Raw genomic sequence first — 22,816 nt, 5'->3', positions numbered from 1 at the left:
CGGCCCATGCGCATCGAAAACGATCCCAAGCTCGACTTCCGTGACGTGCTGATCCGTCCCAAGCGCTCGACGCTGGGCAGCCGCGCCCATGTCGATGTCGAACGCAGCTTCCGCTTCCCGCATACCGGCGCGGAATGGAAGGGCTTCCCGCTGATCGCGGCCAATATGGACGTGGTCGGCACCATGGCGATGGCGCGGGCGCTGCGGAAGCATGGCGCCATGGTCGCCCTGCACAAGCACTACGACGCCGAGGCCCTGATCGCCTTCTTCCGCGAGCCGGAATCGGCCAATGCCTTCTATTCGCTCGGCACCACCGAGGCCGATCACGACAAGCTCAAGGCCGTCCACGCCCAGTCGCCGATCTCCAAGATCTGCCTGGACGTCGCCAATGGCTACACCGAGAAATTCGTCGATACGGTCAAGGCGACGCGTGCCGCCTTTCCCGACGCGGCGATCATGGCCGGCAACGTCGTCACCGGCGACATGACCGAGGCGCTGATCCTGGCCGGCGCCGATATCGTCAAGGTCGGCATCGGGCCGGGCTCGGTCTGCACCACCCGCAAGATGACCGGCGTCGGCTATCCGCAGCTCTCGGCGATCATCGAATGCGCTGACGCGGCCCATGGGCTGAAAGGCCTGGTCTGCGGCGATGGCGGCCTGACCGTGCCGGGCGATGTCGCCAAGGCTTATGGCGGCGGCGCCGATTTCGTGATGATGGGCGGCATGCTCGCCGGCCATGACGAATGCGAGGGCGAGATCCGCTACGAGGAGCGCGACGGCGAGAAGGTGCCGGTCGCGATGGTCTTCTACGGCATGTCCTCCGACACGGCGATGCACAAATATTCCGGCGGCGTCGCCAAATACCGGGCGTCCGAGGGCAAGACCGTCGAGGTGCCCTATCGTGGCCCGGTCGAGGGCACGATGCAGGAGATTATGGGCGGGGTGCGCTCGGCGATGACCTATATCGGGGCGGTCTATCTGAAGGAGATGTCGAAGCGCACCACCTTCATCATGGTCGGCGCCCAGCTCAACACGGTGTTCGGCAACTGACTGACGCCTCCCGGCAGGAATGCTCACTTCGTCGGGTACCGCTTACGGCCCATCTGTTGCATAGTCCCGGCCTCAATGCAGAAAGCCGCTCACGGCTTCGGGGAGACGATATGACGATCAGGATTTTGGGCGCGGCAGCCTTTCTCGCCGCCGGGGTTTCGCTGGCGAGCGCTCAGCAGCTCGCGCCGAGCCCCACACTCGATGCCGTGAAGGCGCGCGGCAATCTCGAATGCGGCGTGCATCTCGGCCTGCCGGGCTTCTCCTTCGCCAATGACAAGGGCGAGTGGACCGGCCTCGACGTGGATTATTGCCGCTCGCTCGCGGCCGCCATCCTGGGCGACGCGACCAAGGTCAAGTTCACGCCGACCTCGGTGCAGCAGCGCTGGCCGATCCTGCAATCGGGCCAGGTCGACGTGCTCGCGCGCAACTCGACCATCACCTTCTCGCGCAACGCCACGCTCGGCCTCAACTTCCAGGGCATCAATTTCTACGAAGGCCAGACCTTCATCGTCCGCAAATCGGCGAATGTGAAGGAGGCCGAGGGCCTCGACGGCGCCTCGGTCTGCGTCGCCGCCGGCTCGACCGAGGAGAAGAACGCCGCCGACTGGTTCCGCGAGCGCAACCTCAAGGTCACCATCACCAATTTCCAGAAGAACGACGACGCCATCGCGGCCTATGACGCCGGGCGCTGCGACGCCTACACCGCCGGCGTCGGCGCGCTCGCCGGCCAGCGCATTAAGCTCAAGGTCCCCGACGACCACATCATCCTGACCAAGCCGATCTCGAACGACCCGCAGGGGCCGGTGACGCGCTGGGGCGACGAGCGCTGGCAGCTCATCGTGCGCTGGGTGCTGAACGGCACCATCGCGGCCGAGGCGCTCGGCGTCACCTCCAAGAACGTCGACGAGATGAAGGCGAGCTCGAAGAATTCCGAAGTCCGCCGCCTGCTCGGCGCCGAGGGCGGCTTCGGCGAGATGATGGGGCTCCCGAACGACTGGATGTACAACGCCATCAAGCAGGTCGGGAATTACGGCGAGAGCTATGAGCGCACCGTCGGCATGGGATCGCCACTGAAGCTCGAGCGCGGCCAGAACCAGCTCTGGACCAAGGGTGGCCTGCTGTTCACCCCGCCCTTCCAGTGAGAGCGGTCTGAAGGACGTCATGGTCGGGCCTTGACCCGACCATCTCGGAAACCAGCCTGAGCGTCACGAGATTCCCGGGTCTGCGCTTCGCACCGCCCGGGAATGACGCCCGCGACTCCTGATCGAGGCCGGCGTGAGCAGCTTCCTCTCTTTCATCAACGACAAGCGCGTCCGCGACTGGCTCTATCAGATCGCCGTTGTGGTCCTGCTCGTGGGCCTGACCATCTTCTTCGTGCGCAACGCCTCGGAGAACATGGTCAAGGCCGGCATCGCCTCGGGCTTCGGCTTCCTCTGGCGCACCTCCGGCATCGAGGTGCCCTTCGTCCTCACCGGCTACACCCAGGCCGACAACATCCTCGGCCTGTTCTGGGTCGGCGTTGCCAACACCATGCTGGTGACGGTGATCGCCATCGTTCTCGCCACCGCGCTCGGCTTCGTCGTCGGCATCGCCCGGCTCTCCTCGCACTGGCTGCTCTCGACCATCGCCGGCGCCTATATCGAGTTCGTCCGCAACATCCCGCTGCTGTTCTTCGTGCTGTTCTGGTATTTCGGCGTCATCGCCGCCTTGCCGGCGCCGCGCCAGAGCATCGGACTGTTCGGCGTCGCCTTCCTCAACAATCGCGGCCTCACCATCCCCCTGCCGGATGCCATGGGCAACCTGCGCATCGCCGGCCTGATCATCCTCGCCTGCGTGTTGGCTTACGCTGCTTTCCATGTCTGGGCCCGCAAGCGCCAGGAGCGGACCGGGCTCCACGCGCCGACGCTACGCGTCGGGCTCGCCCTGCTGCTCGCGGTGCCGGTGCTGGCCTTGACCTGGGCCGTGCTGGCGACGCGTTGGGACGTGCCGGTGCTGCGCGGCTTCAATTATCGCGGTGGCTTCGCAGTCATCCCGGAATTCGTCGCGCTGCTGGCGGCGCTCGTCACCTACACGGCGGGTTTCATCGCCGAGATCGTGCGTGGCGGCATCCAGTCGGTCTCGCATGGCCAGACCGAGGCGGGTTCGGCGCTCGGCCTGCGCTCCGGCCAGATCCTGCGGCTCGTCACCATCCCGCAGGCGCTGCGGGTGATGATCCCGCCCTTGACCAACCAGTATCTCAACGTGCTGAAGAACTCCTCCTTTGGCGCGGCCATCGCCTATCCCGATCTGGTCAGCCTGTTCATGGGCTCGGCGCTGAACAACACCGGCCAGGCGATCGAGATCATCGCCATGACGCTCGCGGTCTATCTCGTCATCGGGCTTGCGGTTTCGGCGATCATGAACTGGTACAACGCCCGCATCGCTCTGGTGACGCGATGAGCGGCCTGGCTTCCCCCCGGAGCGCCTCGTCGCTCTCGCTCTGGCGCGAGCGTCTGTTCGGCACGCCCTTCACCGCCTTCGTCACGGTGGTGCTGGCGCTCGCCATCGCCTGGGTCGCGGTGCCGCTGATCCRCTGGGCGCTGATCGATGCGAGCTGGCGCGGCACGACCCGCGCCGACTGTACCGCAGGCGGGGCCTGCTGGGTCTTCATCCGCGCCCGCTTCGGCCAGTTCATGTATGGGCTCTATCCCGCCGACCAGCGCTGGCGCGTCGATATCGCCGGCATCGCCTTCGTGCTCGGCGTCGCGGCGGTCGTCTTCGCGCCGCAGCGGCTCAAGCTGAAGCTCGGCGTCGCCATGCTCATCCTGCTGCCGCCGCTCGGCATCTGGCTGCTCTCCGGCGGCTTCGGCCTGCGCCATGTCGAGACGCGCGACTGGGGCGGGCTGATGCTCACCCTGTTCATCTCGGTCTATGCGAGCCTGATCGCGATCCCGCTCGGCATCCTCTTCGCGCTCGGGCGGCAATCGGAACTGCGCGTCATCCGGTTGATCAGCATCATCTTCATCGAGTTCTGGCGCGGCGTGCCGATCATCGCGGTGATCTTCCTGGCTTCGCTGCTGCTGCCGCTGATCATGCCGGGCGGCATCGACATCGACCGGCTGGCGCGCGCCGTGATCGGACTCGGCTTCGTCATTGCCGCCTATATGGCCGAGGCCGTGCGTGGTGGCCTGCAGGCGCTGCCCAAGGGCCAGCGCGAAGCCGCGACGGCGCTCGGACTGACCTATTGGAAGGCGACGGGGCTGATCGTCCTGCCGCAGGCGCTGCGCATCTCGCTGCCGGCGATGACCAACGAGTTCATCGCGCTGATCAAGAACACGACGCTGGTGCTGGTCGTCTCGATCCTCGACCTGCTCGGCATCGCGCAGGCCTCGCTCGCCGATCCCAACTGGGTCGGCATGAACATGGAGGCCTATGCCTTCTCGGGCGCGATCTACTGGCTGATCTGCTTCGCCCTCTCGCGCTGGAGCCGCTCGCTGGAGAAGCGGCGCAGGTTGTGAGGAGGCCGCTTGCCGTCATTCTCGGGCGGAGCGAAGCGCAGACCCGGGAATCTCGTTCAGGAGGAGGCTCTGGCGCCTCCTCGTCATGAGATGCTCGGGTCAAGCCCGAGCATGACGCAAGCTTTCGACCAGCCAACAAAAAACCGGCCTTTCGGCCGGTTTTCTGATTTCAGCGCCATCGGCCTGATCAGGCTCGCACCTTGCTCCGGTCGCGCCGGCGGTCGGCAGCGGGCTGGTAGGCGATGCGGGCGTGGTGGCTGCAATAGGGCATACCGGTCTGCGAGCGCGCGCCGCAGAAGCGGAATTCCGGCGTTGTCGGGTCGCCCATCGGCCAGCGGCACATATATTCGCGCAGTTCCATGATGGTGACCCGCTCCGAGAACGGGATCACCACGTCCTCGGACGGCCGCGGCGCCTGCTCGGCCTCGATATCGGCCTCGGGCTGCGTCGCGAAATGCGGAGCGAGCGCATGGGTGCCGCGGGTGGCGCCGGCGGCGTTGTTCATCGGATGGCTCGGCGCCCGTGCCGGGGCCTTGCGCGGGGCGGCATTGCGCGGCGTGGCCGGCGCAGCGGCGCTCTTGGCACGGCCCGACAGGCCGAGCCGGTGCACCTTGCCGATCACCGCGTTGCGCGTGACGTTTCCGAGCTCGGCGGCGATCTGGCTTGCGCTCAGACCGTCGCTCCAGAGCTTCTTGAGCAGTTCGACCCGCTCGTCGGTCCATGCTCCGGCTTCGTTCATCCGCATCACCTGTCTTGTCCGGCCGGCCCCTCGCGGTGCCGCCCTTAAGGGTGCTTCGTGGCGGAATCCGGAACCGGCGGCTTCTGTCGCTGAGACAAAAACCGTTGCTTCCGCAACAGACGGGACTGGGGACGCCGCACGAAATGTCGTATCTGACGAATGAGACCATACAAGGGGCGGTGACTCGCGGACAAGAGTCGCCGAATCCGAATTGGGCTTTTCCCCAGGCGATTCGCGATTGGCGGGTCAAGCGAATCTTTTCGGCAACACTGCCGTCACGGCAGAGCCGGCAAGGGAATCGGCGGCATGGAATTGACAGTGCCGGCTGCCTTAAGCATATTTATCCACAAGGTGACGCCGCCCGCTCGGGCGGCGCTTATGTTTTGCGGATCAAGGCCCCGAACGATGCGGATGACGGCGCGACGAGAGGTCAGGAACTGGCTGCGACGATAACGTCGTCGCCGGGTCGCAACTTGGCCGCATGCTGCGGCATCTCACCCGGATCGCGTTCTCGACCCCAGCGCCAATCCGTTCTCATCCGTCCCCCTCGCGAGGATTTTGCCTCATGGCTCCCGCCCCCGTTTCCGCCAGCCAGTCCGTGCTCGTGCCGACCTATGCCCGCGCTCCCGTCGCCTTCGAGCGCGGTGAGGGGCCTTGGGCGATCACCGCCGACGGCACGCGCTATCTCGATTTCGGCGCCGGTATCGCCGTCAATGCGCTCGGCCACGCCCATCCGCATCTGGTCAAGACGCTGACCGAGCAGGCCGGCAAGATCTGGCACACCTCGAACCTCTATGCGGCGCCGGAAGGCGAGCGCCTCGCCCGCCGGCTCTGCGAGGCRACCTTCGCSGARCGGGYGTTCTTCACCAATTCSGGSGCCGAGGCCAATGAGTGCGCCATCAAGATGGCGCGSAARTACCATGCYGCGAARGGCCATCCCGAGCGCTACCACATCRTCACCTTCGAGGGCGCCTTCCATGGCCGCACGCTGGCGACCATCGCCGCCGGCGGCCAGCAGAAATACATTGACGGCTTCGGCCCCAAGGTCGACGGCTTCGACCAGGTGCCCTTCGACGACGAGAAGGCGCTGCGCGCCGCGATCACGTCCGAGACCGCCGCGCTGATGATCGAGCCGATCCAGGGCGAAGGCGGCCTGCGCTCGGTGCCCTCGCGCTTCCTCAAGCTGCTGCGCCAGATCTGCGACGAACAGGGCCTGCTGCTGATCTTCGACGAGATCCAGACCGGCGTCGGCCGCACCGGCAAGTTCTTCGCCCATGAGCATTACGGCGTGACGCCGGACATCATGTCGATCGCCAAGGGCATCGGCGGCGGCTTCCCGATGGGCGCCTGCCTCGCGACCGAGGAAGCGGCCTCGGGCATGACGCTCGGCACGCACGGCACCACCTTCGGCGGCAATCCGCTCGCCATGGCGGTCGGCAATGCCGTGCTCGACGTGGTGCTGGCGCCGGGCTTCATCGAGAATGTCGGCCAGATCGCGCTTCGGCTGAAGCAGTCGCTGGCGGAGCTCAAGGACAGGCACCCCGACATCATCGCCGAGATCCGCGGCGAGGGGCTGATGCTCGGCCTCAAGCTCCACACGCTCAACACCGACTTCGTCAACGAGGCCCGTGCCCAGGGCCTGCTTGTCGTCGGCGCCGGCGACAATGTCGTGCGCCTGCTGCCGCCGCTGATCATCACCGAGGCGGATGTCGCTGAGGCGGTCTCGCGGCTCGACAAGGCGGCGAGCGCCGTCGAGGCGACGCTGAAGCGCCCTGCGGCAGAGTAAGTTCAACCGATCCCATCCAGCGAAGCGAAGGAAGCGCCCGTGACGCGCCATTTCCTCGACCTTTCCGATTTCTCCGGCAGCGAGCTGCGCTCGATCCTGCGCGCCGGCGAGGAGATCAAGGCGCGACGCCGCACCCCTGCCGCCGCGGAGGACCGCCTGCTCGAAGGCAAGGTCATCGCCATGATCTTCGAGCAGCCCTCGCTGCGGACCCGCGTCTCCTTCGATGTCGGCATCCGGGAACTCGGCGGCTCGCCGATGATGGTGACCGGCCGGGAGATCGAACTCGGTGAGCGCGAGACCATCGCCGACACCGCCCGCGTGCTGTCGCGCTATGTCGATGCGATCATGATCCGCATGCTCGACCATGATGCCGTGGTCGAGATGGCGAAATACGCCTCGGTCCCGGTTATCAACGGCTTGACCAAGCGCCAGCATCCCTGCCAGGTCATGGCCGATGTCATGACCTTCGAGGAGCGCAAGGGCTCGATCAAGGGCAAGCGCATCGCCTGGACCGGCGACACCAACAACGTGCTGACCTCCTGGATCCATGCCGCCGGCCGGCTCGATTTCGAGCTCGCCATCGCCACGCCCGAGGAGCTGGCGCCCCCACCGGCCCTGGTCGCCTGGGCGAAGAAGCAGGGTGCGAAGCTCTCGCTGACCACCCATCCCGAGGCGGCGGTCGAGGGCGCCGATTGCGTCATTACCGATTGCTGGGTCTCGATGGGCGACGAGGAAGGCACCCGCCACAACCTTCTGCGGCCCTACCAGGTCGATGACAGGCTGATGGAGCGCGCCGAGAAGGAGGCGATCTTCATGCATTGCCTGCCGGCCTCGCGCGGCGAGGAGGTCACCGACCAGATCATGGACGGCSCGCAATCGGCCGTCTTCGACGAGGCCGAGAACCGGCTGCATGCGCAGAAAGGCATCCTCGCCTGGTGCTTCGGCGGGGTCGCGGCCTGATGGCCGCCGACGTCACGGCCGGGTTCGACGACAGCGTCCTGCCCTTCGCCGTCCCCGATCTCGACGTGCGCGGCCGCGTCGTGCGGCTGGGCGCGTCGATCGACACCGTCCTCGCGCGCCACGATTATCCCGAGCCCGTCTCCCGCGTGCTCGGCGAGGCGGCGGCGCTCACCGTGCTGCTGGGCACGGCGCTGAAGTTCGAGGGGCGCTTCCAGCTCCAGACCAAGAGCGATGGCGCCATCCCGATGATGGTGGTCGACTTCACCGCCCCCGACAATTTCCGCGCCGTCGCCCATATCGACGAGGCGAAGCTCGTCGAGGCGGTCGCGCTGGACAAGCTCTCGACCGGCGATCTGCTCGGCGAAGGTCATCTTGCGATGACCATCGACCAGGGCTCGGCGACGACGCGCTATCAGGGCATCGTGCCCCTGACGCGGCAGAGCCTGGAAGAGGCGGCGCACCAGTATTTCCGCCAGTCCGAGCAGAWCCCGACGCGGGTTCGGCTCGCCGTCGGCACCGTCACGACCGGAGGGCGGCCGCATTGGCGCGCCGGCGGCATCCTCGTCCAGTTCATGCCGCATTCGCCCGAACGCCTGCGCGCGGCCGACATCCATCCCGGCGACGTGCCCGAGGGCCACGAGATCCTGGCCGGCAACGACCCCGACGGCGTCAGTGACGATGCCTGGATGGAGGCGCGCTCGCTGGTCGAGACGGTCGAGGACCACGAACTGCTGGACCCAACGCTGGCGAGCGAGCGCCTGCTCTATCGCCTGTTCCATGAGCGCGGCGCCCGCGTCTTCGAACCGGTTGTCGTGCACGAGGCCTGCCGCTGCTCGCGCGAGCGCGTGCTCTCGATGCTGCGCGGCTTCTCGCCCGAGGATCGCCGCGCCATGATCGCCGATGACGGCAAGCTCGGCGTCACCTGCGAGTTCTGCTCGCGGCGTTATTCCTTCGAGCCGTCGGAGGTCGAGCAGGGGGTGACGTCGGGACTTTGAAGGCCGTCGTCATTCCCGGGCGACGCGAGGCGGCGGCCCGGGAAGCTCTTGCCGAATGAGACGGCAAAGCCCTCGCGTCACGAGATGCGAGGGGCAAGCCCGAGCATGACGCCCGCGATTACCCCGCTTTGCACTCCGCCATCAGCTTGCGCATGAAGGCCTCGCCGGCCTGGAGCTGCTCCAGCGTGATGTACTCGTCCGGCTGATGCGCCTGGTCGATCGAGCCGGGACCGCAGACCACGGTCGGCAGGCCAGCGCGCTGGAAATGCCCCGCTTCGGTCGCATAGGCGACGGCGATGGTGTGGTTGCGGCCGGAGAGGCGCATGGCGAGCCGCTCCGCTTCCGAGCCGGGATCGGGCGCGAGGCCCGGCACATCCGAGGTCATCACCGTCTCGATGGTCGAGGACGGCGCCGTCTTCCGCATCCGCGCCAGCACCGTTTCCGACAGGCGGCCGAAGCGCGCCGGTCCGGCCTCCGGGTCGGAGCCCGGCAGAGTGCGGATTTCCCAGGACAGCTCCGCCTTGTCGGCGAGGATGTTGCGGGCGATGCCGCCATGGAACTTGCCGACATGGACGGTGTCATAGGGCGGGTCGAAGCGGCCGCTCCCGTCGGGCCGCTCCTTGGCCTCCTCCTGCATCCGGTCGAGCTCGGCTGCCAGCAAGGCGCCGGCATGGACGGCGCTGGCGCCGAGCTGCGGCTTGGAGGAATGCGCCGCGAAGCCCGTGATCGACGTCAGGAAGGTGCGGATGCCCTTATGCGCGTCGGCGATGTCGAGCGATGTCGGCTCGCCGACGATGACCGCGAGCGGCCGGGGCAGCGTCCTGCCCATCGCGGCGATGCCGTCGATGACGCCGAGGCAGGTCACCTCCTCGTCATAGGAGAAGAACAGGTGGATCGGCGTCCTGAGCCCGGCCGCCAGAAAATCCGGCGCCAGCGCCAGCGCGAGCGCGACGAAACCCTTCATGTCGACGGCGCCGCGCCCATAGGCGCGCCCGCCCTCCACATGCAGCGTGAAGGGATCGCGGCTCCAGGCCTGCCCCTCGACCGGCACGACATCGGTATGGCCGGAGAGCACGATGCCGCCCCGGTCCTGCGGCCCGAGCGTGGCGAAGAGCGCCGCCTTGTCGCCGGCGGCGTTGGGGAAGCGTGTGGAGGCGACGCCCCAGCCGGTGAGATAACCCTCGACGAAATCGATCAGCGGCAGGTTGGATTTATGGCTCACCGTATCGAAGGCGACGAGGCGGGCGAGCATCTCGAGCGGCGTGTAGCGCTGCCCGGCGGGCGGATGGGCGGTCAATGCAGAACCTTCTTCACATGGGGGGAATCGAGCGGAAACAGCGGCGCCTCGACATCGAAGATCTCGCCGTTCTCGCCGAGCATGGCGTAGAAACCGCGCATCGAGCCATCCGGCGTCGCCAAGGGGCAGCCCGAGGTATAGCTGAAGCTTTCGCCCGGCCGCAGCACCGGCTGCCGGCCAACGACGCCGTCGCCGCGCACCTCATGGACTTCGCCGTGCCCGTCGGTGATGAGCCAGTGGCGCGTCAGCAACTGCACGGTCTGCGTCGAGAGATTGGCGATCTCGATCGAATAGGCCCAGAAATAGCGGCCTTGCGGCGGCGACGATTCCGCCTCCATGAATTTCGGCACCGCGGTCACACGCACGCCATGCGTCTGCGCCTGATACATTGCCAGGACTCCGAACCAAAATGACTCCGAACTTCAAAGACGCCGGACTTCGAGAACGCCGCGCCTCCAGGGCCGCGGGCCTAGCTGCCGCCGTGCTGTTATGAACCGGCTGGCGGCAGCGTCAATGCCGCCGGCATGCATGCAGGCGTGGACAACACGGCGAAAGCCGCGCATTCGGCTTGGCCTGCGCCCGCGCCTTCGCTAGCCCTAACCGATTATCCTCGCGGACCTCGCATGCTGCCCTTCAAGCCCGGAATCCAGCCCGACAGCTCCATCCGCGCCTTCATCGAGCAGGGCGTGATCCGGCTCGCCCATCCGCCGGCCGAAGGGCAGGTGCAGCCGGCAAGCCTCGACCTGCGCCTGGGCGAGCGCGCCTATCGCGTGCGCGCCAGCTTCCTGCCCGGCCCGGACCGCACGGTGCGTGGCCGCATCGACGAGCTCTCCCTGCACGAGATCGACCTGACGCGCGGCGCTGTGCTGGAGACCGACTGTGTCTACATCGCCGAGCTGATGGAGGGTTTGCGGCTGCCGAAGGGCCTGCGCGCCGCGGCCAACCCCAAGAGCTCGACCGGCCGGCTCGACGTCTTCACCCGCGTCATCACCGATCGGGCCCGCGAGTTCGACCTCGTCGAGGACGGCTATGAGGGCCCGCTCTTCATCGAGATCTCGCCGCGCACCTTCCCGGTGCTGGTGCGCTCGGGCTCGCGGCTCTCGCAGATTCGCTTCCGGACCGGCGAGGCCCGCCTCGACGACCGGGCGCTGCAGGAGGTCCATGCCCGCGAGACGCTGGTCAGCGCCGCCGAGCCGTCCTTCCAGGGCGGCGTCGCCGTCAGCGTCGACCTCTCCGGCTTCGATGGCCTGCTCGGCTATCGCGGTAAGCACTACACCGCGTTGATCGATGTCGACCGGGTAGGGGCCTATCGCGCTGCCGATTTCTGGGAGCCGATCCCCGATGACGGTTCGCGCAGCCTGATCCTCGATCCCGGCCAGTTCTATATCCTCGCCTCGAAGGAGGCGGTGCATGTCCCGCCGGATTACGCTGCCGAGATGACCCCCTTCGACGCGCTGGTGGGCGAGTTTCGCGTCCACTATGCGGGCTTCTTCGACCCCGGCTTCGGCCACAGCGCTGCTGGCGGCCAAGGCGCGCGAGCCGTKCTCGAGGTSCGCTCSCGCGACGTGCCYTTCATCATCGAGGACGGCCAGATCGTCGGCCGGCTGGTCTACGAGACGATGGCGGCCCGACCGGCCGCGCTTTACGGCGCCGGGTTGAGCTCGAACTATCAGGGCCAGGCCCTCAAGCTCTCGAAGCATTTCAAGGGCTGAGCTTCTCCCGGAAATTCCCGGATGACACCTGCTCGCGGAGCCGCTATGAAACTGCGCCTGCCACGGCGCTGCTTTGCAGTCCGCGCGGCATGCGGGCGTAGTTCAGTGGTAGAACGTCAGCTTCCCAAGCTGAATGTCGTCGGTTCGATCCCGATCGCCCGCTCCAATTTCCCCTGAAGCTTCAGCATGTTGTGGCGGCCTGCCGCGAGACCTGCGCTTGCCGGCGTGGCCTTCGCCCTTAGCCCGGGTTGAAGACCGACCAGCCGGTCGCCTCGGCGAGCCGCTCCAGCGCGAGCGTTCCCAGCATGGAATTGCCGTTGGCGTTGAGGCCAGGCGACCAGGCCGCGATCGCGGCCTTGCCCGGAGCGATGGCGAGGATGCCCCCGCCGACGCCGGATTTTCCGGGCAAGCCGACGCGAAAGGCGAAATCGCCCGAGGCGTCGTAATGGCCGCAGGTCAGCATCAGCGCGTTGATGCGCCGTGCCCGTTGGGCCGAGACGACCCGCGGCCCGCCGGGCAGATGCAGCCCGCCATGCATCAGGAAGCGCCCGGCCATGGCGAGCTGCCGGCAGCTCATGGCGATGGCGCATTGGTGGAAATAGACGCCGAGCGTCAGCTCCGGCGCATGGTGGATGTTGCCGAACGCCTTCATGTAGTTGGCGAGCGCGATGTTGCGGAAGCCGGTCGCCCGTTCGGCCCGCGCCACCGCCTCGTCGATGATGATGCCGTCGTCATCGGCGAGATAGCGCGTGAAGCGCAGCAATTCGCCGATCGCCTCGCGCGGTGCGTGCCCGGCGAGATTGATGTCGGAGACCACCAGCGCGCCGGCATTGATGAAGGGGTTGCGCGGGATGCCCTGCTCGCGCTCGAGCTGCACGATCGAGTTGAACGGCGTGCCCGAGGGTTCGCGCCCGACACGGCGCCAGAGCGCGTCGCCGACCTTGCCCAGCGCCTGTGTCAGCGCGAACACCTTGGAGATGCTCTGGATCGAGAAGGGCTCCTCGCTTTCGCCGGCGCTGTGGACGGCACCCTCGGCGGTCACGACGCAGAGTCCGAACTGGCGGGGATCGACGCGGGCGAGCGGCGGGATATAGCTCGCGACCTCGCCGCGGTCGCTTGCGTCGCGCATCTCCGTCGCGATGTCCTGCACGAGGCGCGCGAGATCGGCCAAGCTTCCCCTCCTGCCCTTCTGTCGCAATGAGGCAAGCCCGATGCACGCGCTCAGGTCAAGCGAGGCGGGGGCGATGCCGCCTCTTCGCCCTTGGAGCCGGGTGATGCCATCTGAAATCTGAATCCGTCTCTCGCCGAGGAGTTGGAGCAGGATTCCTGCGAAAAACCGGTTCTCCCTTAGTGCAGGAGAGGGCGGTTGCCGGCGCCCTGCCCGTCGATGACGGCGCGCTGGCTGGCGATGACGCAAAGCGATTTTCCGCGCGACTTCGCCTGGTAGAGCGCCGCGTCGGCCGCCACCATCAGGGCGTTCATGTCGGTTCCGTGCTCAGGGGCCAGCGCAATGCCGACCGAGGCGCCGATATGCAGCCGGTGGCCGCTGTCGAGCTCGTAGGGCTCGGAGATCTCCGCGACGAGGCGCTCGCCGATGCGCTGCAGCTGCACCCGCTCGGTCTGCTCGGACAGGACGACGAATTCGTCGCCGCCGATCCGCGCGGCAAGGTCGGAGCTGCGCACGAGGCCGCGCAATCGCTCGGCGACGAGCTGCAGCAGCGCGTCGCCGGCCGGGTGGCCGTGGGTATCGTTCACGGATTTGAAGCCGTCGAGATCGAGATAGATCAACGCTAGGCCGTGCGGGGCGGAGGCACTGCCGAAGCGGGTCTCGAAGGCACGTGTCAGCCCGGCCCGGTTCGACAGGCCGGTCAGCATGTCGTGACGGGCGTGGAAGGCGTTCTCGCGCTCGGCCCGCATCGTCGAGATCAGCATCCCGTTCAGCTTGTAGGCCGCGACCGTCATGCTGAAGAGATAGAGCGGGATCTGCATGAAGGTGATGAGCATGATCGGCTCGCCGGCGAACAGCGTCGCGAAGCAGCATGGTCCCAGCGTCAGCCCGATCATCACGCCCGCCATGCGCGGCGCTCCGAAATTCCGGAAGCAGATGCCGCCGACCATGGCGGCCGCCGAGGATGCGCCAGGCGATCAGGAAGGAAACAGCGAGCGAGTTGATGACGCCGCCGACGAAGATCGGCAGCGTGCCGAACAGGCTGGCGATCAGTGCGGTCCTGATCTCGGCGGGAACGTCCGGGCCGGCATCGGCGAGCCAGCGCGTCACGCGCCAGCGCGGCAGAGTGTAACGCAGGGCTGCACCGCTCATGGGGCCGGTCGAAGTCCTCGCTGCGAACAGGTCCGATGCGGTGCCTGCTCCAACAGGCTGTCTAACGTCGAGCGGTTACGATTCGGTTCGGCTGGCCCGCATTATTTGCATGGCCCGCAACCGGATCGGACGGGGCTCAGCTCGCTTCGCGGTAGACCCAGACCCGCGCCGGCGGAATGTTGCGCAGGACCCAATCGGAGACGAAGGCCTTCAGGCCGGAGCCCTTGCGCGGGATCGGCGAGATCACCGAATAGGTGAACTGGATGAAGGGCGCGCCTTCGACCATCAACGGGAACGCCTCCTTCGCCAGCGCCGTCCGGCTCGGGGGCGGGCGGTTGAACAGGGGCAGGCTCGAGACCAGGGCGGCGGCCTTCTCGGTCAGGTGCCCCGCCAGCGTCGTCGAGAGGGCGTAGGCATCGCCCTGGACGATTGTGGCCCGCGGAAAGCGCTTGCGCAGCAATTCRCAGAATTCGGGGCTGTATTCCACGAGGATGAGACGCTCCTCGTCGACGCCGCGCTCGATCAGGGCTTCGGTCACGGGACCGGTACCAGGGCCGATCTCGATGACGGGGCCGGGCTGCTCCGGATCGACATAGGACGCCATGCGCCGCGCCAGGGCCGGGCTCGAGGGGGTTACCGAGCCGGTCCGCAGCGGATCGTCGATCCAGGATTTGATGAAGCGCGCCTCGTCGCCCAGCTTCTCCGCGGCCACGCTGACGCGGCTCTTGAGCTTCTCCGCCTTGTTGCGGACCTCGCCTTCGACCTTGTAGCGGACGGCCGCGACCTTGAGCCTGGCCTCGGCCACGCAATCGACCAGATCGGCCGCGGTGACGCGCACCTCGCCTTCGAGCCGGCTGGCGACGCGCGACTGGCCGAGCCGGGCCGCGATCGAGCCCGCGCGCGGCGGACGATGTCTGATCGTCGAAGACATGATACCCCTTGCGCGCCCCGAACTTCGCCTTCAGGCGCTGCGGAACGTTACCCACCCGGCATATGGGGTCAAGTCCGGCCTCTCGCCAAGCCCCATCTCGGCCGTTGGCCACGAAATGGCGTCAGATCAGCGGCCGCGGCGCTTTGCTCTGCTCGTAGACAGCGGCCATGCGGGCGGTGAGGCGCGGATTCAGCAGGGTCAGCCGGCCGCCGGAAATGGTGAACAGCCCCGCCTTGCGCAGTTTCGACCATGTCTTGCTGGTATGGACGAGGGAGAGGCCGAGCGCATCGGCAAGCTGTTGCTGCGACAGAGGAAAGTCGAAGCTGCTGTCGCTGACCAGCCCGAGCGCATCGGCGCGGCGATAGAGCGTGATGACGAGGGCCGCGATACGCTCGCTGGCATTGCGCTGGCCCACCGAGGTCAGGTTGTCGTCGATCATGGACTCCTCGCGGGAGCCGAGCCAGGCGAGCTCATAGGCGAGATTGGGCATCCGCACGAACAGGTCCCAGATCCGTTTGCGCGGGAAAACGCAGAGTTCGACATCGGTGAGCGCTTCGATGCCGTGCTGGGCCGCGGCGAGCAGGGAGGCCTGCAGGCCGACGATGTCGCCGGGCAGGAGAAAGTTGAGGATCTGGCGGCGGCCGTCCGGCAGGGATTTGTAGCGGAAGGCCCAGCCCGAGAAGAGCGTGTAGAGCTCGGCGCTTTCCTGGTCCGGGCTAATGATGTCGCTCCCCGCCTTCAGGCTGCGGTGATCGGTCTTCATCGCCTGGATGAAACGGATCTCGTCATCGGTCTTGTCCTCGAAGGCGGGCTTCATGCGCAAAGGACAGGCAAGGCAGGGCGTGCCGATGCGGCCCGGCCTCGAATTGAGGTTCATCATTGAATCTGTTCCCCCCTCGCGGCGGAAGATTGCGCCGGCGGCCGAATAACGCCGGGAAGCCGTTCGGCGTTCCATGAGGGCCGGTTTCGACCAGCTTTTGCCTTCGTCGTCCCGTCCCGGGGAACCGGAAACCGTCCGGCTGCGTTTCTATCTCGTAACAGCCGGCCCATCCGGGCTGGCGCAGGCGTTGGGAGACGAAGATGCTGAACGACAGCCTGGCCCCCGCCAAGCGCGCCTTGTTCTTTTTCGGCTGCATGGCGGCCGTGGTGACCGGCCTGAGCTTCGGCGCCGGCTTGCAGATGCCGACCGACCAGAGCTCGACCACCGTCGCCGCCTTGCGGGGTCATGCGCAGCCAGGTGAAGCCCGCTTCGCCGCCGTCGATCGGGCGGACCGTAGCGAGAGCGCCGCCCGCCGCAGCATCCCGGCGCCGTCGAAGCAGGCGATGGCGGATGGCGTCCGCGCCCTGATCCTGCGCTAGAGCATTTCCGCGCTTCTCCGTTCTCTTTGTTTTATCGCATTTTCTTCACGCGAACCGGTGTCCACTTCGCTCGAAAATGCTCCAGGAGCAGTGGAACCAATCACGCTTTTCCGCGTTCAGCCCGCAGCGCATCCTCGCGCCGCACTTCAAAGCCGCCCTGGGGCGGCTTGTTTTTTGCGGGTGAAGGGCGCCGACAGGGGAACCGATGCATCTGCGTGTCCRCCATGCCACGACCTACCGCTATGCCGAGCCGGTCAGCTTCGGCCCGCATCGGCTGATGCTCAGGCCGCGCGACAGCTTTGATCTGCGGCTGGTCGATACTGCCCTGGCGATCTCGCCTCCTGCGATGCTGCGCTGGATGCACGATGCCTATGGCAACCCGGTCGCCGTCGCGACATTCGCGGAACCCCACGACACGCTCGAGATCGTCAGCGAATTGATGCTCGAGCGCTTCGGTTCGGCGCTGCCGCGCAGCAGGCTCGCACCGGGCGCGGCCTTGACCGGTGTCGTCTACAGCGACGGCGAACGCATGGTCCTGCAGCCCTATCTCCACCTCGCCGCGGCCGATCCCGACGGCGTGATCGAGCGCTGGCTCGCCGATTTCCGTGCCGGGTTCGGCCCGGGCTCGGGCCATCTCCTGCGCGATCTCGCCCATGCGATCCATGCCGGGCTGAGCTACGCCGTCCGCTACGACGAGGGTACCCAGCATCCGGCCGACACGCTGCTGCTCGGCAGCGGCTCCTGCCGCGACTACGCCTGGCTGTTCATCGAGCTGGCGCGCCGCATGGGTTTCGCGGCGCGCTTCGTCACGGGTTATATCCAGGATCAGACGCCGGACGCGGCCGGGCTCATCTCGCCCGTCGGCCTGACGCATGCCTGGGCGGATGTCTTCATCCCCGGCGATGGCTGGGTTGAGTTCGATCCGACCAATGATCTCGTCGCCGATCGGCAGCTTCTGCGCATCGCGGTGGCGCGTGTCCCCGAGGACGCATCGCCGATCGCCGGTAGCTTCACGGGGCCGCCGGGCGCCTTCCTGGGGTTGAGCGTCGGCGTCCTGATCGAGCCGGTTGAGGCTCCGCTGGAAAAGCCCTGCTGACCGACGCGCCAGAGACCCGCCCGCGCAGCGGTCTCAGCCCTTATGGCTGAYGCGCCAACGCCCGAGATTGCGCCCCTCCGGCGGTCCGGACTGAACCGCCTCGATCTGCGCGAGCAGGCCGGCGAACAGGCGCGGTGGCTCCTGATGCATGATCTCGCGGTCGGCCTCGATCGCGACCTCGATCGTCGTGTCGTCGAGATCGTGGACCGTCAGCGTGATCCGCACCCCGGGCGTGCTGCGCAGCACGCGTGAGGCGACGTCGGCGACGAGAAAGCCGAGAGGGATGATGCGATCGACCGACAAGGTCGCGGCTGTCTCGATCCGGCCCGAGATCCACTGATCGCGCCGGCGGATCAGGTTCGAGATCATCGTGACGACGTCCTCGAGGAACAGGTCGACCCGGACCGGTTGCATCTCGCCATCCGCGAGGGTGAAGCGATAGGCTGCGGACAGGACGTGGACGCGGCATTCCGCGTCGGCCAAAGCGAGCCTGGCCTCGTCGCGGTAGTCGCGCTTGGTCAGCCCGATATAGCTCTGCACCACCTGGAGRCTGTTCTTCACCCGGTGATGCAGTTCGCGCACCAGGAAGCGGTTGTCGTCGAGGGCGGTCTGCAGGCGCCGCTGCCGCACCTCCTGCTCGTCCACCATCACGTTGAAGGCTTCGGCGACGCTTCGGATGTCGCTCGGCATGTCGTCGGCGACGGCCGCACGCGCCGCCCGTCGCGCGGTCGCACGGGAGCGGGCCGCCGCCTCGATGCTGCGCAGCCAGCGCACGCAGTGCCGGTCGATGGCGCGCAGATAGACGATGCACAGCAAGGTCAATGTCAGCAACGGCGCGAGCAGGAGCACCGCGAACTGGATGCGCGCGGCCTGCTCGCGCGAATCGTCGAAGGAGGCGACGACGTAGAAATCGGGTTCGGCGACCATGCGCGCGACATAGACGCGTTCGTCGCCCTGGCGGCTCGGCGCGCGCCAGCGCTCCAGCGCCTGCGGGAGACGGGCATCGCGCGGCAGCCAGCCCAGAGCCTCGCCGTCGCCGCGGCTGGCGACCACGCCGCTGCCTTGCGAGACGAGCGCGACATCCATGTCCGTGCCGCCCTCGCCGAGGTCGAAGACGTTCTCCAGCACCTCGGTCTCGATCAGCAGCAGAGCCTCGCGCAGGCCCGCTCCGGATGCCGTCGGATTTTCGGTATGCACGGTGAGATAGCGCCGGTTGCCGATCGTGGCCTGGTCGTAATGCGACTTGCCGAGATCGATGCCGCTCCAGGGCGCCACGGCGGGAAGGTCGCGCAGGCGCGTCGCAGTTCGATCCAGCGTTTGCGCATCGATACCGGCATCGAGCGCTGCGGTGCAAAGCTGCCCGTCGGCGCCGCGCACCAGCACGGCGGAGAAGCCGCGGACCTGGGCGAGCATCTTGAGGCCGGCCTCCCTGCAAAGCTCGGGCGAAAGCCCGGCTTCGGCCGTGGCCGTGCCGAAGGACAGGAGCGAGCGCAGGGCGCCGCGATACCAGATCCGCGTGCGAATGGCGAACTCGTCGGCCGCCCGGATCTGCGCGGTCTCGATCGCGCCGGTGATGGTGCGATAGGCCGTGGCCGCAGCCAGGGCGGTCACGCAGCCGATCGGAAGCGCGATCGCGATCAGCAGCGCCAGCAAGCGCCCCCGGACAGTGCTGAATCGCGTTAGGCGCATTCAGGAGCCGACTGGTTCGGAGCCCGCCCTTTGCATGGCGGCAGCGCTGGTCCGATCCGGTCCGAGATCGTCGACGCTGCCAATGGAGAGGAGTTCGGCGAGCTTGGTGCGGGCACGATTGACGCGGCTCTTGATGGTTCCGATCGCGACGCCGCAGATCTCCGCCGCCTCCTCATAGGARAGSCCSGTYGCGCCGACCATGATCAGCACTTCSCGCTGCTCCTCSGGCARCTTGGCCARMGCCTTGCGGAAATCGGCGAGATCGAGATGGCTYTCCTGGTTGCCATGCGTCGCCAGACGCTCGGCATAGGTGCCTTCGCTGTCCTGCACCTCGCGGCCACGCTTGCGGTAGAGCGAATAATAGGTGTTGCGCAGGATGGTGAAGAGCCAGGCGCGCAGGCTCGTTCCCGGCTCGAACTTCTCGGAATTCCCCCAGGCCTTGAGCAGCGTGTCCTGAACGAGATCGTCGGCGAGCTGCATTGAGCCGGAGAGAGAGGCGGCGAAGGCGCGGAGATTCGGAATCTCCTTGATCAGGCCGTCCTTGAACTCATTGGCCTTGAAGTCGCTCGCCTTGCAGTCATTGGCGCTCATGGGACGACGCTCCGCCTGCGCGCTGCTCCGTCGCCTCCAGCTGCGCCAGCAGCACGAGAAACTTGTCGGGTATCGGCGCGTTCACGATGTCGTCGTAATGCGCCTTCAGCGAGCGGCCGATGGATTCCTGGACCCTGGGATCGAGAACCATGTCGAGATCGTCGTTGTCGCCTCCGGGATCAGGCATTGCAGCATCCAGATTCGTCATATCAGCCCTCGCGCCGAGACCAGGCCTGCTTTTCCAGCAGGTCCCGCATGTAACTTCCGATCATGGCGGAACCAGCCTCGGGCGGCGACGGCGACACCAATGCGCCCTAATAACAGCCTCCCTCTTGAAAGGTTCCCACTTTCCAAAAAAATAAATTGCTTGTCTCCTGCGGTACCTAAGTCATTATCCGCGCACAATAAAAAGGACGGTTTGATGACGATAGCCAAGGAAATTGCGCCTTATCTTCCTTACCTGCGCCGCTTCGCTCGCGCGTTGAGCGGCACGCAGACCAGCGGCGATGCGCATGTCGTCGCCATGCTGGAAGCGCTCATCGCCGACCCCTCCAGCTTTCCCCGTGACCTGGACCCGCGCATCGGGCTCTACCGGACCTTCCTCAAGCTCTGGTCCTCGGTCGGAATCGACACGCGCGAGACGGTCGTCGAGCTCGGTAACTCGCCGGCCGAGCGCAATCTCGAGGCACTGACGCCGCGTCCGCGCCAGGCCTTCCTGCTACGGACCGTGGAGGGCTTCTCGATCGAGGAGGTTGCGGCGATCATGGAAATCTCGTCCCCGGACGCCGCCGCGCTGGTTCAGATCGCGGGCCAGGAAATCGCCGAGCAGGTCGCGACCGATGTCCTGATCATCGAGGACGAGCCGATCATCGCGCTCGACATCGAGACGATGGTCGAGGAGCTCGGCCACAGCGTCACCGGCATTGCGCGCACCCAGCGCGAGGCGATCGCTCTGGTCGCCAAGAAGCGCCCCGGGCTCGTGCTCGCCGATATTCAGCTGGCCGATGGCAGCTCCGGTCTCGACGCCGTTAACGAGATCTTGACCTCGATCGATGTGCCGGTGATCTTCATCACCGCCTATCCGGAGCGGCTTTTGACGGGCGACAGGCCGGAGCCGGCCTTCCTCATCACCAAGCCGTTCCAGCCCGAGGCGGTGAAGGCTGCGATCAGCCAGGCGCTGTTCTTCGATCGCCGGGCCGGCCGGAAGGCGGCGTGAAGGATCTGTGAAGGATAATTGGGCTCGCCTTCGCTGCGGGCTTTGCTTTTGGCGCACGCTGCGGAACAAGCCTCGTCACGCTGCGTTCGCGACTTGATGTCGGGTTGGTTTGCAGTTGGGGAGGGTGTGGGCCATGGCAACGACCTTCGTGGTTGCAGCAGGGGGCGCGGCGACGGTCGCGGCTGCGTTGTTTTCCGGAACGGTGCAGCCCGGAGCGATCAGCAACGAGATTCTCTCGCTGGCGCTCGCGGCATTGACCAGCATTGCGGTGGCCAGCGCTTCGGCCCTCGACGGCTGATCCGGCCCGCTCGCAGCCTCGCTGTGGCATTGGCTCTCTGTTGCGGCTTGCCGCTTCTTTCCGACGCCCCTGCCGCCGCGCAGGCGTCGCGGAAGGACGGCGGGGCGTTTTCGCGCGCGCTTCCGCCGGTCCGGCCGGCCGAGCTTGGCCCTTCGACTGAACAGCTCGGGATGCGGCCTGCCGCGGCGCCGGTGGGCGCAGCCCCGCCTGCCAGCGAGCAGGCGAAAACGTTACCCGCAGGCCGGGAAGCGTCCTGCTTGGCGGCTCTCAAGGCAATCCCGGGCAACAGCGTCGAGGCCGCCGATCCGAAGCTCGCGCAGGGCGATCCCGCCTGCCGCGTCGACGAGCCCGTCATCGTGAAGGCGCTTGCCCTCCGCGCAACCGGGACGGCGGGCGCGGGTACCGTCACCTTCGCGCCGCCGGTGACGCTGAGCTGCGTCATGGCGAAGACCGTCGCGGGCTGGCTCGACGACAGCGTCCGGCCGCTGGCACGGGGACATTTCGACAGCGATCTCACCGAATTGCGCGTCGGCGGCGGGCATGAATGCCGGCGACGCAACCGCGCCTCGGCCGGGCCCGTCAGCGAGCATGCCACGGGCAAGGCGCTCGACATCTTCGCGTTCCACCTCGGCGAGGGGAAAGCCGCGACGCAGGTTTCGGTGGAGAAGCCGGCCGGCCTGGCTCAGAACCGGTTCCTGACGGCAGTGCGCCAATCGGCCTGCGGCGCGTTCATGACGGCGCTGGGGCCCGGCTCGGATGCCGCCCACGCCAGCCATCTGCACATCGACATCCAGGAGCGCCGCACGCATGCCTCGCGCTTCTGCCAATAGGCTCGCTGTCGTCTTGCGCTCAGAAGATCAGCTTGAAGCGGCGGGCGGCGAGCTCACTGGCCGGGTCGGCCTCAGGCTCCGAGCCGTCGACCAGCCTCAGCGCGGCTCGGCGGGCGGCCATCACCTGAAGGGCCGCCTCGCATGCGAGCCCGTCGGCGAGCAGATCCTCGAGCTCCCAGAACGGCGGCACGTGCAAATCCGGCCCGGCGGTCGGCTCCGGGGGTGTCGGGGTTTTCCCACGCAGGCGACTCACGGACATCGACATTCCCATGCCAGGATGAAGCCGCAACGCAACAGGCTCTCGGTGGTTCCATTATGCCGGAACTGTGGGCATCTTGAGGCGTTTCGTTGGGTCACCCGGAGCCGGACCCGATCGTGTCGAAATCGACCCGAACGGTGCATCCGTCTTCGCATATTGATAGGGAATGCATGATCACCCAGATTGCGTTG

25 protein-coding genes and 1 tRNA gene are annotated in these 22,816 nt (G+C 67.1%); 15 read left to right on the top strand and 11 right to left on the bottom strand.

The genetic code is table 11. The features are described 5' to 3' along the window. Positions 1-6: 6 nt before the first annotated feature. The 4 genes from AB4Y99_RS06765 to AB4Y99_RS06750 all read left to right on the top strand — a co-directional run bounded on the left by AB4Y99_RS06765 (position 7) and on the right by AB4Y99_RS06750 (position 4,547). Positions 7-1,050, top strand: a complete 1,044-nt coding sequence (locus tag AB4Y99_RS06765) for a GMP reductase (RefSeq protein WP_038365063.1) — start codon at positions 7-9, stop codon at positions 1,048-1,050. Positions 1,051-1,160: 110 nt separating this feature from the next. Next, positions 1,161-2,192, top strand: a complete 1,032-nt coding sequence (locus tag AB4Y99_RS06760) for an amino acid ABC transporter substrate-binding protein (protein ID WP_038365060.1) — start codon at positions 1,161-1,163, stop codon at positions 2,190-2,192. Positions 2,193-2,325: 133 nt separating this feature from the next. Beyond that, on the top strand, positions 2,326-3,489 hold the full coding sequence (locus tag AB4Y99_RS06755; RefSeq protein WP_441522783.1) for an amino acid ABC transporter permease: 1,164 nt from the start codon (positions 2,326-2,328) through the stop codon (positions 3,487-3,489). After that, entirely contained in the window at positions 3,486-4,547 is a 1,062-nt protein-coding gene (locus tag AB4Y99_RS06750) for an amino acid ABC transporter permease (protein ID WP_441522782.1), read from the top strand. The genes AB4Y99_RS06755 and AB4Y99_RS06750 overlap by 4 nt, the downstream gene beginning before the upstream one ends. Positions 4,548-4,734: 187 nt before the next feature. On the opposite strand, the gene AB4Y99_RS06745 is transcribed toward AB4Y99_RS06750, so the two are convergent. Beyond that, entirely contained in the window at positions 4,735-5,286 is a 552-nt protein-coding gene (locus AB4Y99_RS06745; protein ID WP_038365055.1) for a GcrA family cell cycle regulator, read from the bottom strand. 565 nt (positions 5,287-5,851) lie between these two features. Between AB4Y99_RS06745 and AB4Y99_RS06740 the strand changes: the two genes are divergently transcribed. Genes AB4Y99_RS06740 through AB4Y99_RS06730 form a run of 3 tightly spaced genes read left to right on the top strand, consistent with a single transcriptional unit; the run spans position 5,852 to position 9,027 of the window. Next, complete coding sequence (locus tag AB4Y99_RS06740) at positions 5,852-7,072, top strand: aspartate aminotransferase family protein (RefSeq protein ID WP_441522781.1); 1,221 nt, start codon at positions 5,852-5,854, stop codon at positions 7,070-7,072. Between the two features lie 39 nt (positions 7,073-7,111). Then, a complete protein-coding gene (argF, locus tag AB4Y99_RS06735; RefSeq protein WP_441522780.1) occupies positions 7,112-8,032 on the top strand; it encodes an ornithine carbamoyltransferase in 921 nt (306 codons plus the stop codon). Next, positions 8,032-9,027, top strand: a complete 996-nt coding sequence (locus tag AB4Y99_RS06730; protein WP_441522779.1) for an Hsp33 family molecular chaperone — start codon at positions 8,032-8,034, stop codon at positions 9,025-9,027. Before argF ends, AB4Y99_RS06730 begins: the two co-directional genes overlap by 1 nt. Positions 9,028-9,145: 118 nt before the next feature. On the opposite strand, the gene argE is transcribed toward AB4Y99_RS06730, so the two are convergent. Both argE and apaG read right to left on the bottom strand, forming a co-directional pair. Then, positions 9,146-10,279, bottom strand: coding sequence for an acetylornithine deacetylase (gene argE / locus AB4Y99_RS06725; protein ID WP_441522793.1), 1,134 nt, complete (start codon positions 10,277-10,279; stop codon positions 9,146-9,148). Positions 10,280-10,320: 41 nt separating this feature from the next. Beyond that, positions 10,321-10,713, bottom strand: a complete 393-nt coding sequence (gene apaG / locus AB4Y99_RS06720; protein ID WP_441522778.1) for a Co2+/Mg2+ efflux protein ApaG — start codon at positions 10,711-10,713, stop codon at positions 10,321-10,323. Positions 10,714-10,947: 234 nt separating this feature from the next. On the opposite strand from apaG, the gene AB4Y99_RS06715 reads away from it, so the two are divergent. Next, a complete protein-coding gene (locus tag AB4Y99_RS06715; RefSeq protein ID WP_038365045.1) occupies positions 10,948-12,036 on the top strand; it encodes a 2'-deoxycytidine 5'-triphosphate deaminase in 1,089 nt (362 codons plus the stop codon). 91 nt (positions 12,037-12,127) lie between these two features. Beyond that, positions 12,128-12,202 (top strand) — tRNA-Gly (locus AB4Y99_RS06710). 72 nt (positions 12,203-12,274) lie between these two features. Here AB4Y99_RS06710 and AB4Y99_RS06705 read toward each other — a convergent pair. Both AB4Y99_RS06705 and AB4Y99_RS06700 read right to left on the bottom strand, forming a co-directional pair. Next, entirely contained in the window at positions 12,275-13,207 is a 933-nt protein-coding gene (locus AB4Y99_RS06705; protein ID WP_441522777.1) for a glutaminase, read from the bottom strand. 176 nt (positions 13,208-13,383) lie between these two features. Then, the gene (locus tag AB4Y99_RS06700) at positions 13,384-14,154 is read right to left on the bottom strand and encodes a diguanylate cyclase domain-containing protein (protein WP_441522776.1); all 771 of its coding nucleotides are present in this window, start codon (positions 14,152-14,154) and stop codon (positions 13,384-13,386) included. A 53-nt stretch (positions 14,155-14,207) separates the two neighbouring features. Between AB4Y99_RS06700 and AB4Y99_RS06695 the strand changes: the two genes are divergently transcribed. Further along, complete coding sequence (locus tag AB4Y99_RS06695; RefSeq protein ID WP_441522775.1) at positions 14,208-14,336, top strand: hypothetical protein; 129 nt, start codon at positions 14,208-14,210, stop codon at positions 14,334-14,336. Positions 14,337-14,492: 156 nt separating this feature from the next. On the opposite strand, the gene AB4Y99_RS06690 is transcribed toward AB4Y99_RS06695, so the two are convergent. Together AB4Y99_RS06690 and AB4Y99_RS06685 are read right to left on the bottom strand one after the other, a co-directional pair. Further along, positions 14,493-15,287, bottom strand: coding sequence for a class I SAM-dependent methyltransferase (locus AB4Y99_RS06690; RefSeq protein WP_441522774.1), 795 nt, complete (start codon positions 15,285-15,287; stop codon positions 14,493-14,495). Positions 15,288-15,408: 121 nt separating this feature from the next. Further along, positions 15,409-16,167 carry a Crp/Fnr family transcriptional regulator gene (locus AB4Y99_RS06685; RefSeq protein WP_112762409.1) on the bottom strand — a complete coding sequence of 253 codons (759 nt, stop codon included), beginning with the start codon at positions 16,165-16,167 and terminating at the stop codon, positions 15,409-15,411. 200 nt (positions 16,168-16,367) lie between these two features. Here AB4Y99_RS06685 and AB4Y99_RS06680 point away from each other — a divergent pair, with 200 nt between their 5' ends. Continuing rightward, a complete protein-coding gene (locus tag AB4Y99_RS06680) occupies positions 16,368-16,646 on the top strand; it encodes a hypothetical protein (protein WP_038365041.1) in 279 nt (92 codons plus the stop codon). A gap of 205 nt (positions 16,647-16,851) precedes the next feature. Next, entirely contained in the window at positions 16,852-17,742 is an 891-nt protein-coding gene (locus AB4Y99_RS06675) for a transglutaminase family protein (RefSeq protein ID WP_441522773.1), read from the top strand. Between the two features lie 33 nt (positions 17,743-17,775). Here AB4Y99_RS06675 and AB4Y99_RS06670 read toward each other — a convergent pair whose 3' ends face one another. From AB4Y99_RS06670 to AB4Y99_RS06660, 3 genes are read right to left on the bottom strand one after another with little or no spacing between them, the layout of a single operon-like run. Beyond that, positions 17,776-19,431 (bottom strand): histidine kinase dimerization/phosphoacceptor domain -containing protein, encoded by a 1,656-nt coding sequence (locus tag AB4Y99_RS06670; protein WP_441522772.1) that lies wholly within the window; start codon positions 19,429-19,431, stop codon positions 17,776-17,778. After that, positions 19,432-20,022, bottom strand: coding sequence for a sigma-70 family RNA polymerase sigma factor (locus AB4Y99_RS06665; RefSeq protein ID WP_038365035.1), 591 nt, complete (start codon positions 20,020-20,022; stop codon positions 19,432-19,434). Further along, entirely contained in the window at positions 20,009-20,209 is a 201-nt protein-coding gene (locus AB4Y99_RS06660; protein ID WP_441522771.1) for a NepR family anti-sigma factor, read from the bottom strand. Before AB4Y99_RS06660 ends, AB4Y99_RS06665 begins: the two co-directional genes overlap by 14 nt. A gap of 234 nt (positions 20,210-20,443) precedes the next feature. Here AB4Y99_RS06660 and AB4Y99_RS06655 point away from each other — a divergent pair, with 234 nt between their 5' ends. From AB4Y99_RS06655 to AB4Y99_RS06645, 3 genes are all read left to right on the top strand, one after another. Next, a complete protein-coding gene (locus AB4Y99_RS06655) occupies positions 20,444-21,238 on the top strand; it encodes a response regulator (RefSeq protein ID WP_038365029.1) in 795 nt (264 codons plus the stop codon). Between the two features lie 133 nt (positions 21,239-21,371). Beyond that, positions 21,372-21,536, top strand: a complete 165-nt coding sequence (locus AB4Y99_RS06650) for a hypothetical protein (protein WP_162719994.1) — start codon at positions 21,372-21,374, stop codon at positions 21,534-21,536. Positions 21,537-21,793: 257 nt separating this feature from the next. Beyond that, positions 21,794-22,366 (top strand): extensin-like domain-containing protein, encoded by a 573-nt coding sequence (locus tag AB4Y99_RS06645; RefSeq protein ID WP_441522770.1) that lies wholly within the window; start codon positions 21,794-21,796, stop codon positions 22,364-22,366. Positions 22,367-22,385: 19 nt separating this feature from the next. On the opposite strand, the gene AB4Y99_RS06640 is transcribed toward AB4Y99_RS06645, so the two are convergent. Beyond that, positions 22,386-22,556 carry a hypothetical protein gene (locus AB4Y99_RS06640; RefSeq protein ID WP_166652920.1) on the bottom strand — a complete coding sequence of 57 codons (171 nt, stop codon included), beginning with the start codon at positions 22,554-22,556 and terminating at the stop codon, positions 22,386-22,388. Between the last annotated feature and the right edge of the window lie 260 nt (positions 22,557-22,816).

The organism is Allobosea sp. TAB14 (assembly GCF_052113865.1).
Classification (GTDB): Bacteria; Pseudomonadota; Alphaproteobacteria; order Rhizobiales; family Beijerinckiaceae; genus Allobosea; species Allobosea spartocytisi.
Note: the sequence above shows the minus strand (reverse complement) of the source record. Positions and strands in the feature narration are given on the sequence as shown.

Coding starts and splice junctions, on each gene's coding strand:
- apaG (WP_441522778.1), bottom strand. CDS start 10,713: ATGTATCAGGCGCAGACGCATGGCGTGCGTGTGACCGCGGTGCCGAAA.
- AB4Y99_RS06700 (WP_441522776.1), bottom strand. CDS start 14,154: ATGGTCGGCGGCATCTGCTTCCGGAATTTCGGAGCGCCGCGCATGGCG.
- AB4Y99_RS06760 (WP_038365060.1), top strand. CDS start 1,161: ATGACGATCAGGATTTTGGGCGCGGCAGCCTTTCTCGCCGCCGGGGTT.
- AB4Y99_RS06680 (WP_038365041.1), top strand. CDS start 16,368: ATGCTGAACGACAGCCTGGCCCCCGCCAAGCGCGCCTTGTTCTTTTTC.
- AB4Y99_RS06650 (WP_162719994.1), top strand. CDS start 21,372: ATGGCAACGACCTTCGTGGTTGCAGCAGGGGGCGCGGCGACGGTCGCG.
- AB4Y99_RS06695 (WP_441522775.1), top strand. CDS start 14,208: ATGACGCCGCCGACGAAGATCGGCAGCGTGCCGAACAGGCTGGCGATC.
- AB4Y99_RS06745 (WP_038365055.1), bottom strand. CDS start 5,286: ATGAACGAAGCCGGAGCATGGACCGACGAGCGGGTCGAACTGCTCAAG.
- AB4Y99_RS06660 (WP_441522771.1), bottom strand. CDS start 20,209: ATGCCTGATCCCGGAGGCGACAACGACGATCTCGACATGGTTCTCGAT.
- AB4Y99_RS06655 (WP_038365029.1), top strand. CDS start 20,444: ATGACGATAGCCAAGGAAATTGCGCCTTATCTTCCTTACCTGCGCCGC.
- AB4Y99_RS06685 (WP_112762409.1), bottom strand. CDS start 16,167: ATGATGAACCTCAATTCGAGGCCGGGCCGCATCGGCACGCCCTGCCTT.
- argE (WP_441522793.1), bottom strand. CDS start 10,279: ATGCTCGCCCGCCTCGTCGCCTTCGATACGGTGAGCCATAAATCCAAC.
- AB4Y99_RS06765 (WP_038365063.1), top strand. CDS start 7: ATGCGCATCGAAAACGATCCCAAGCTCGACTTCCGTGACGTGCTGATC.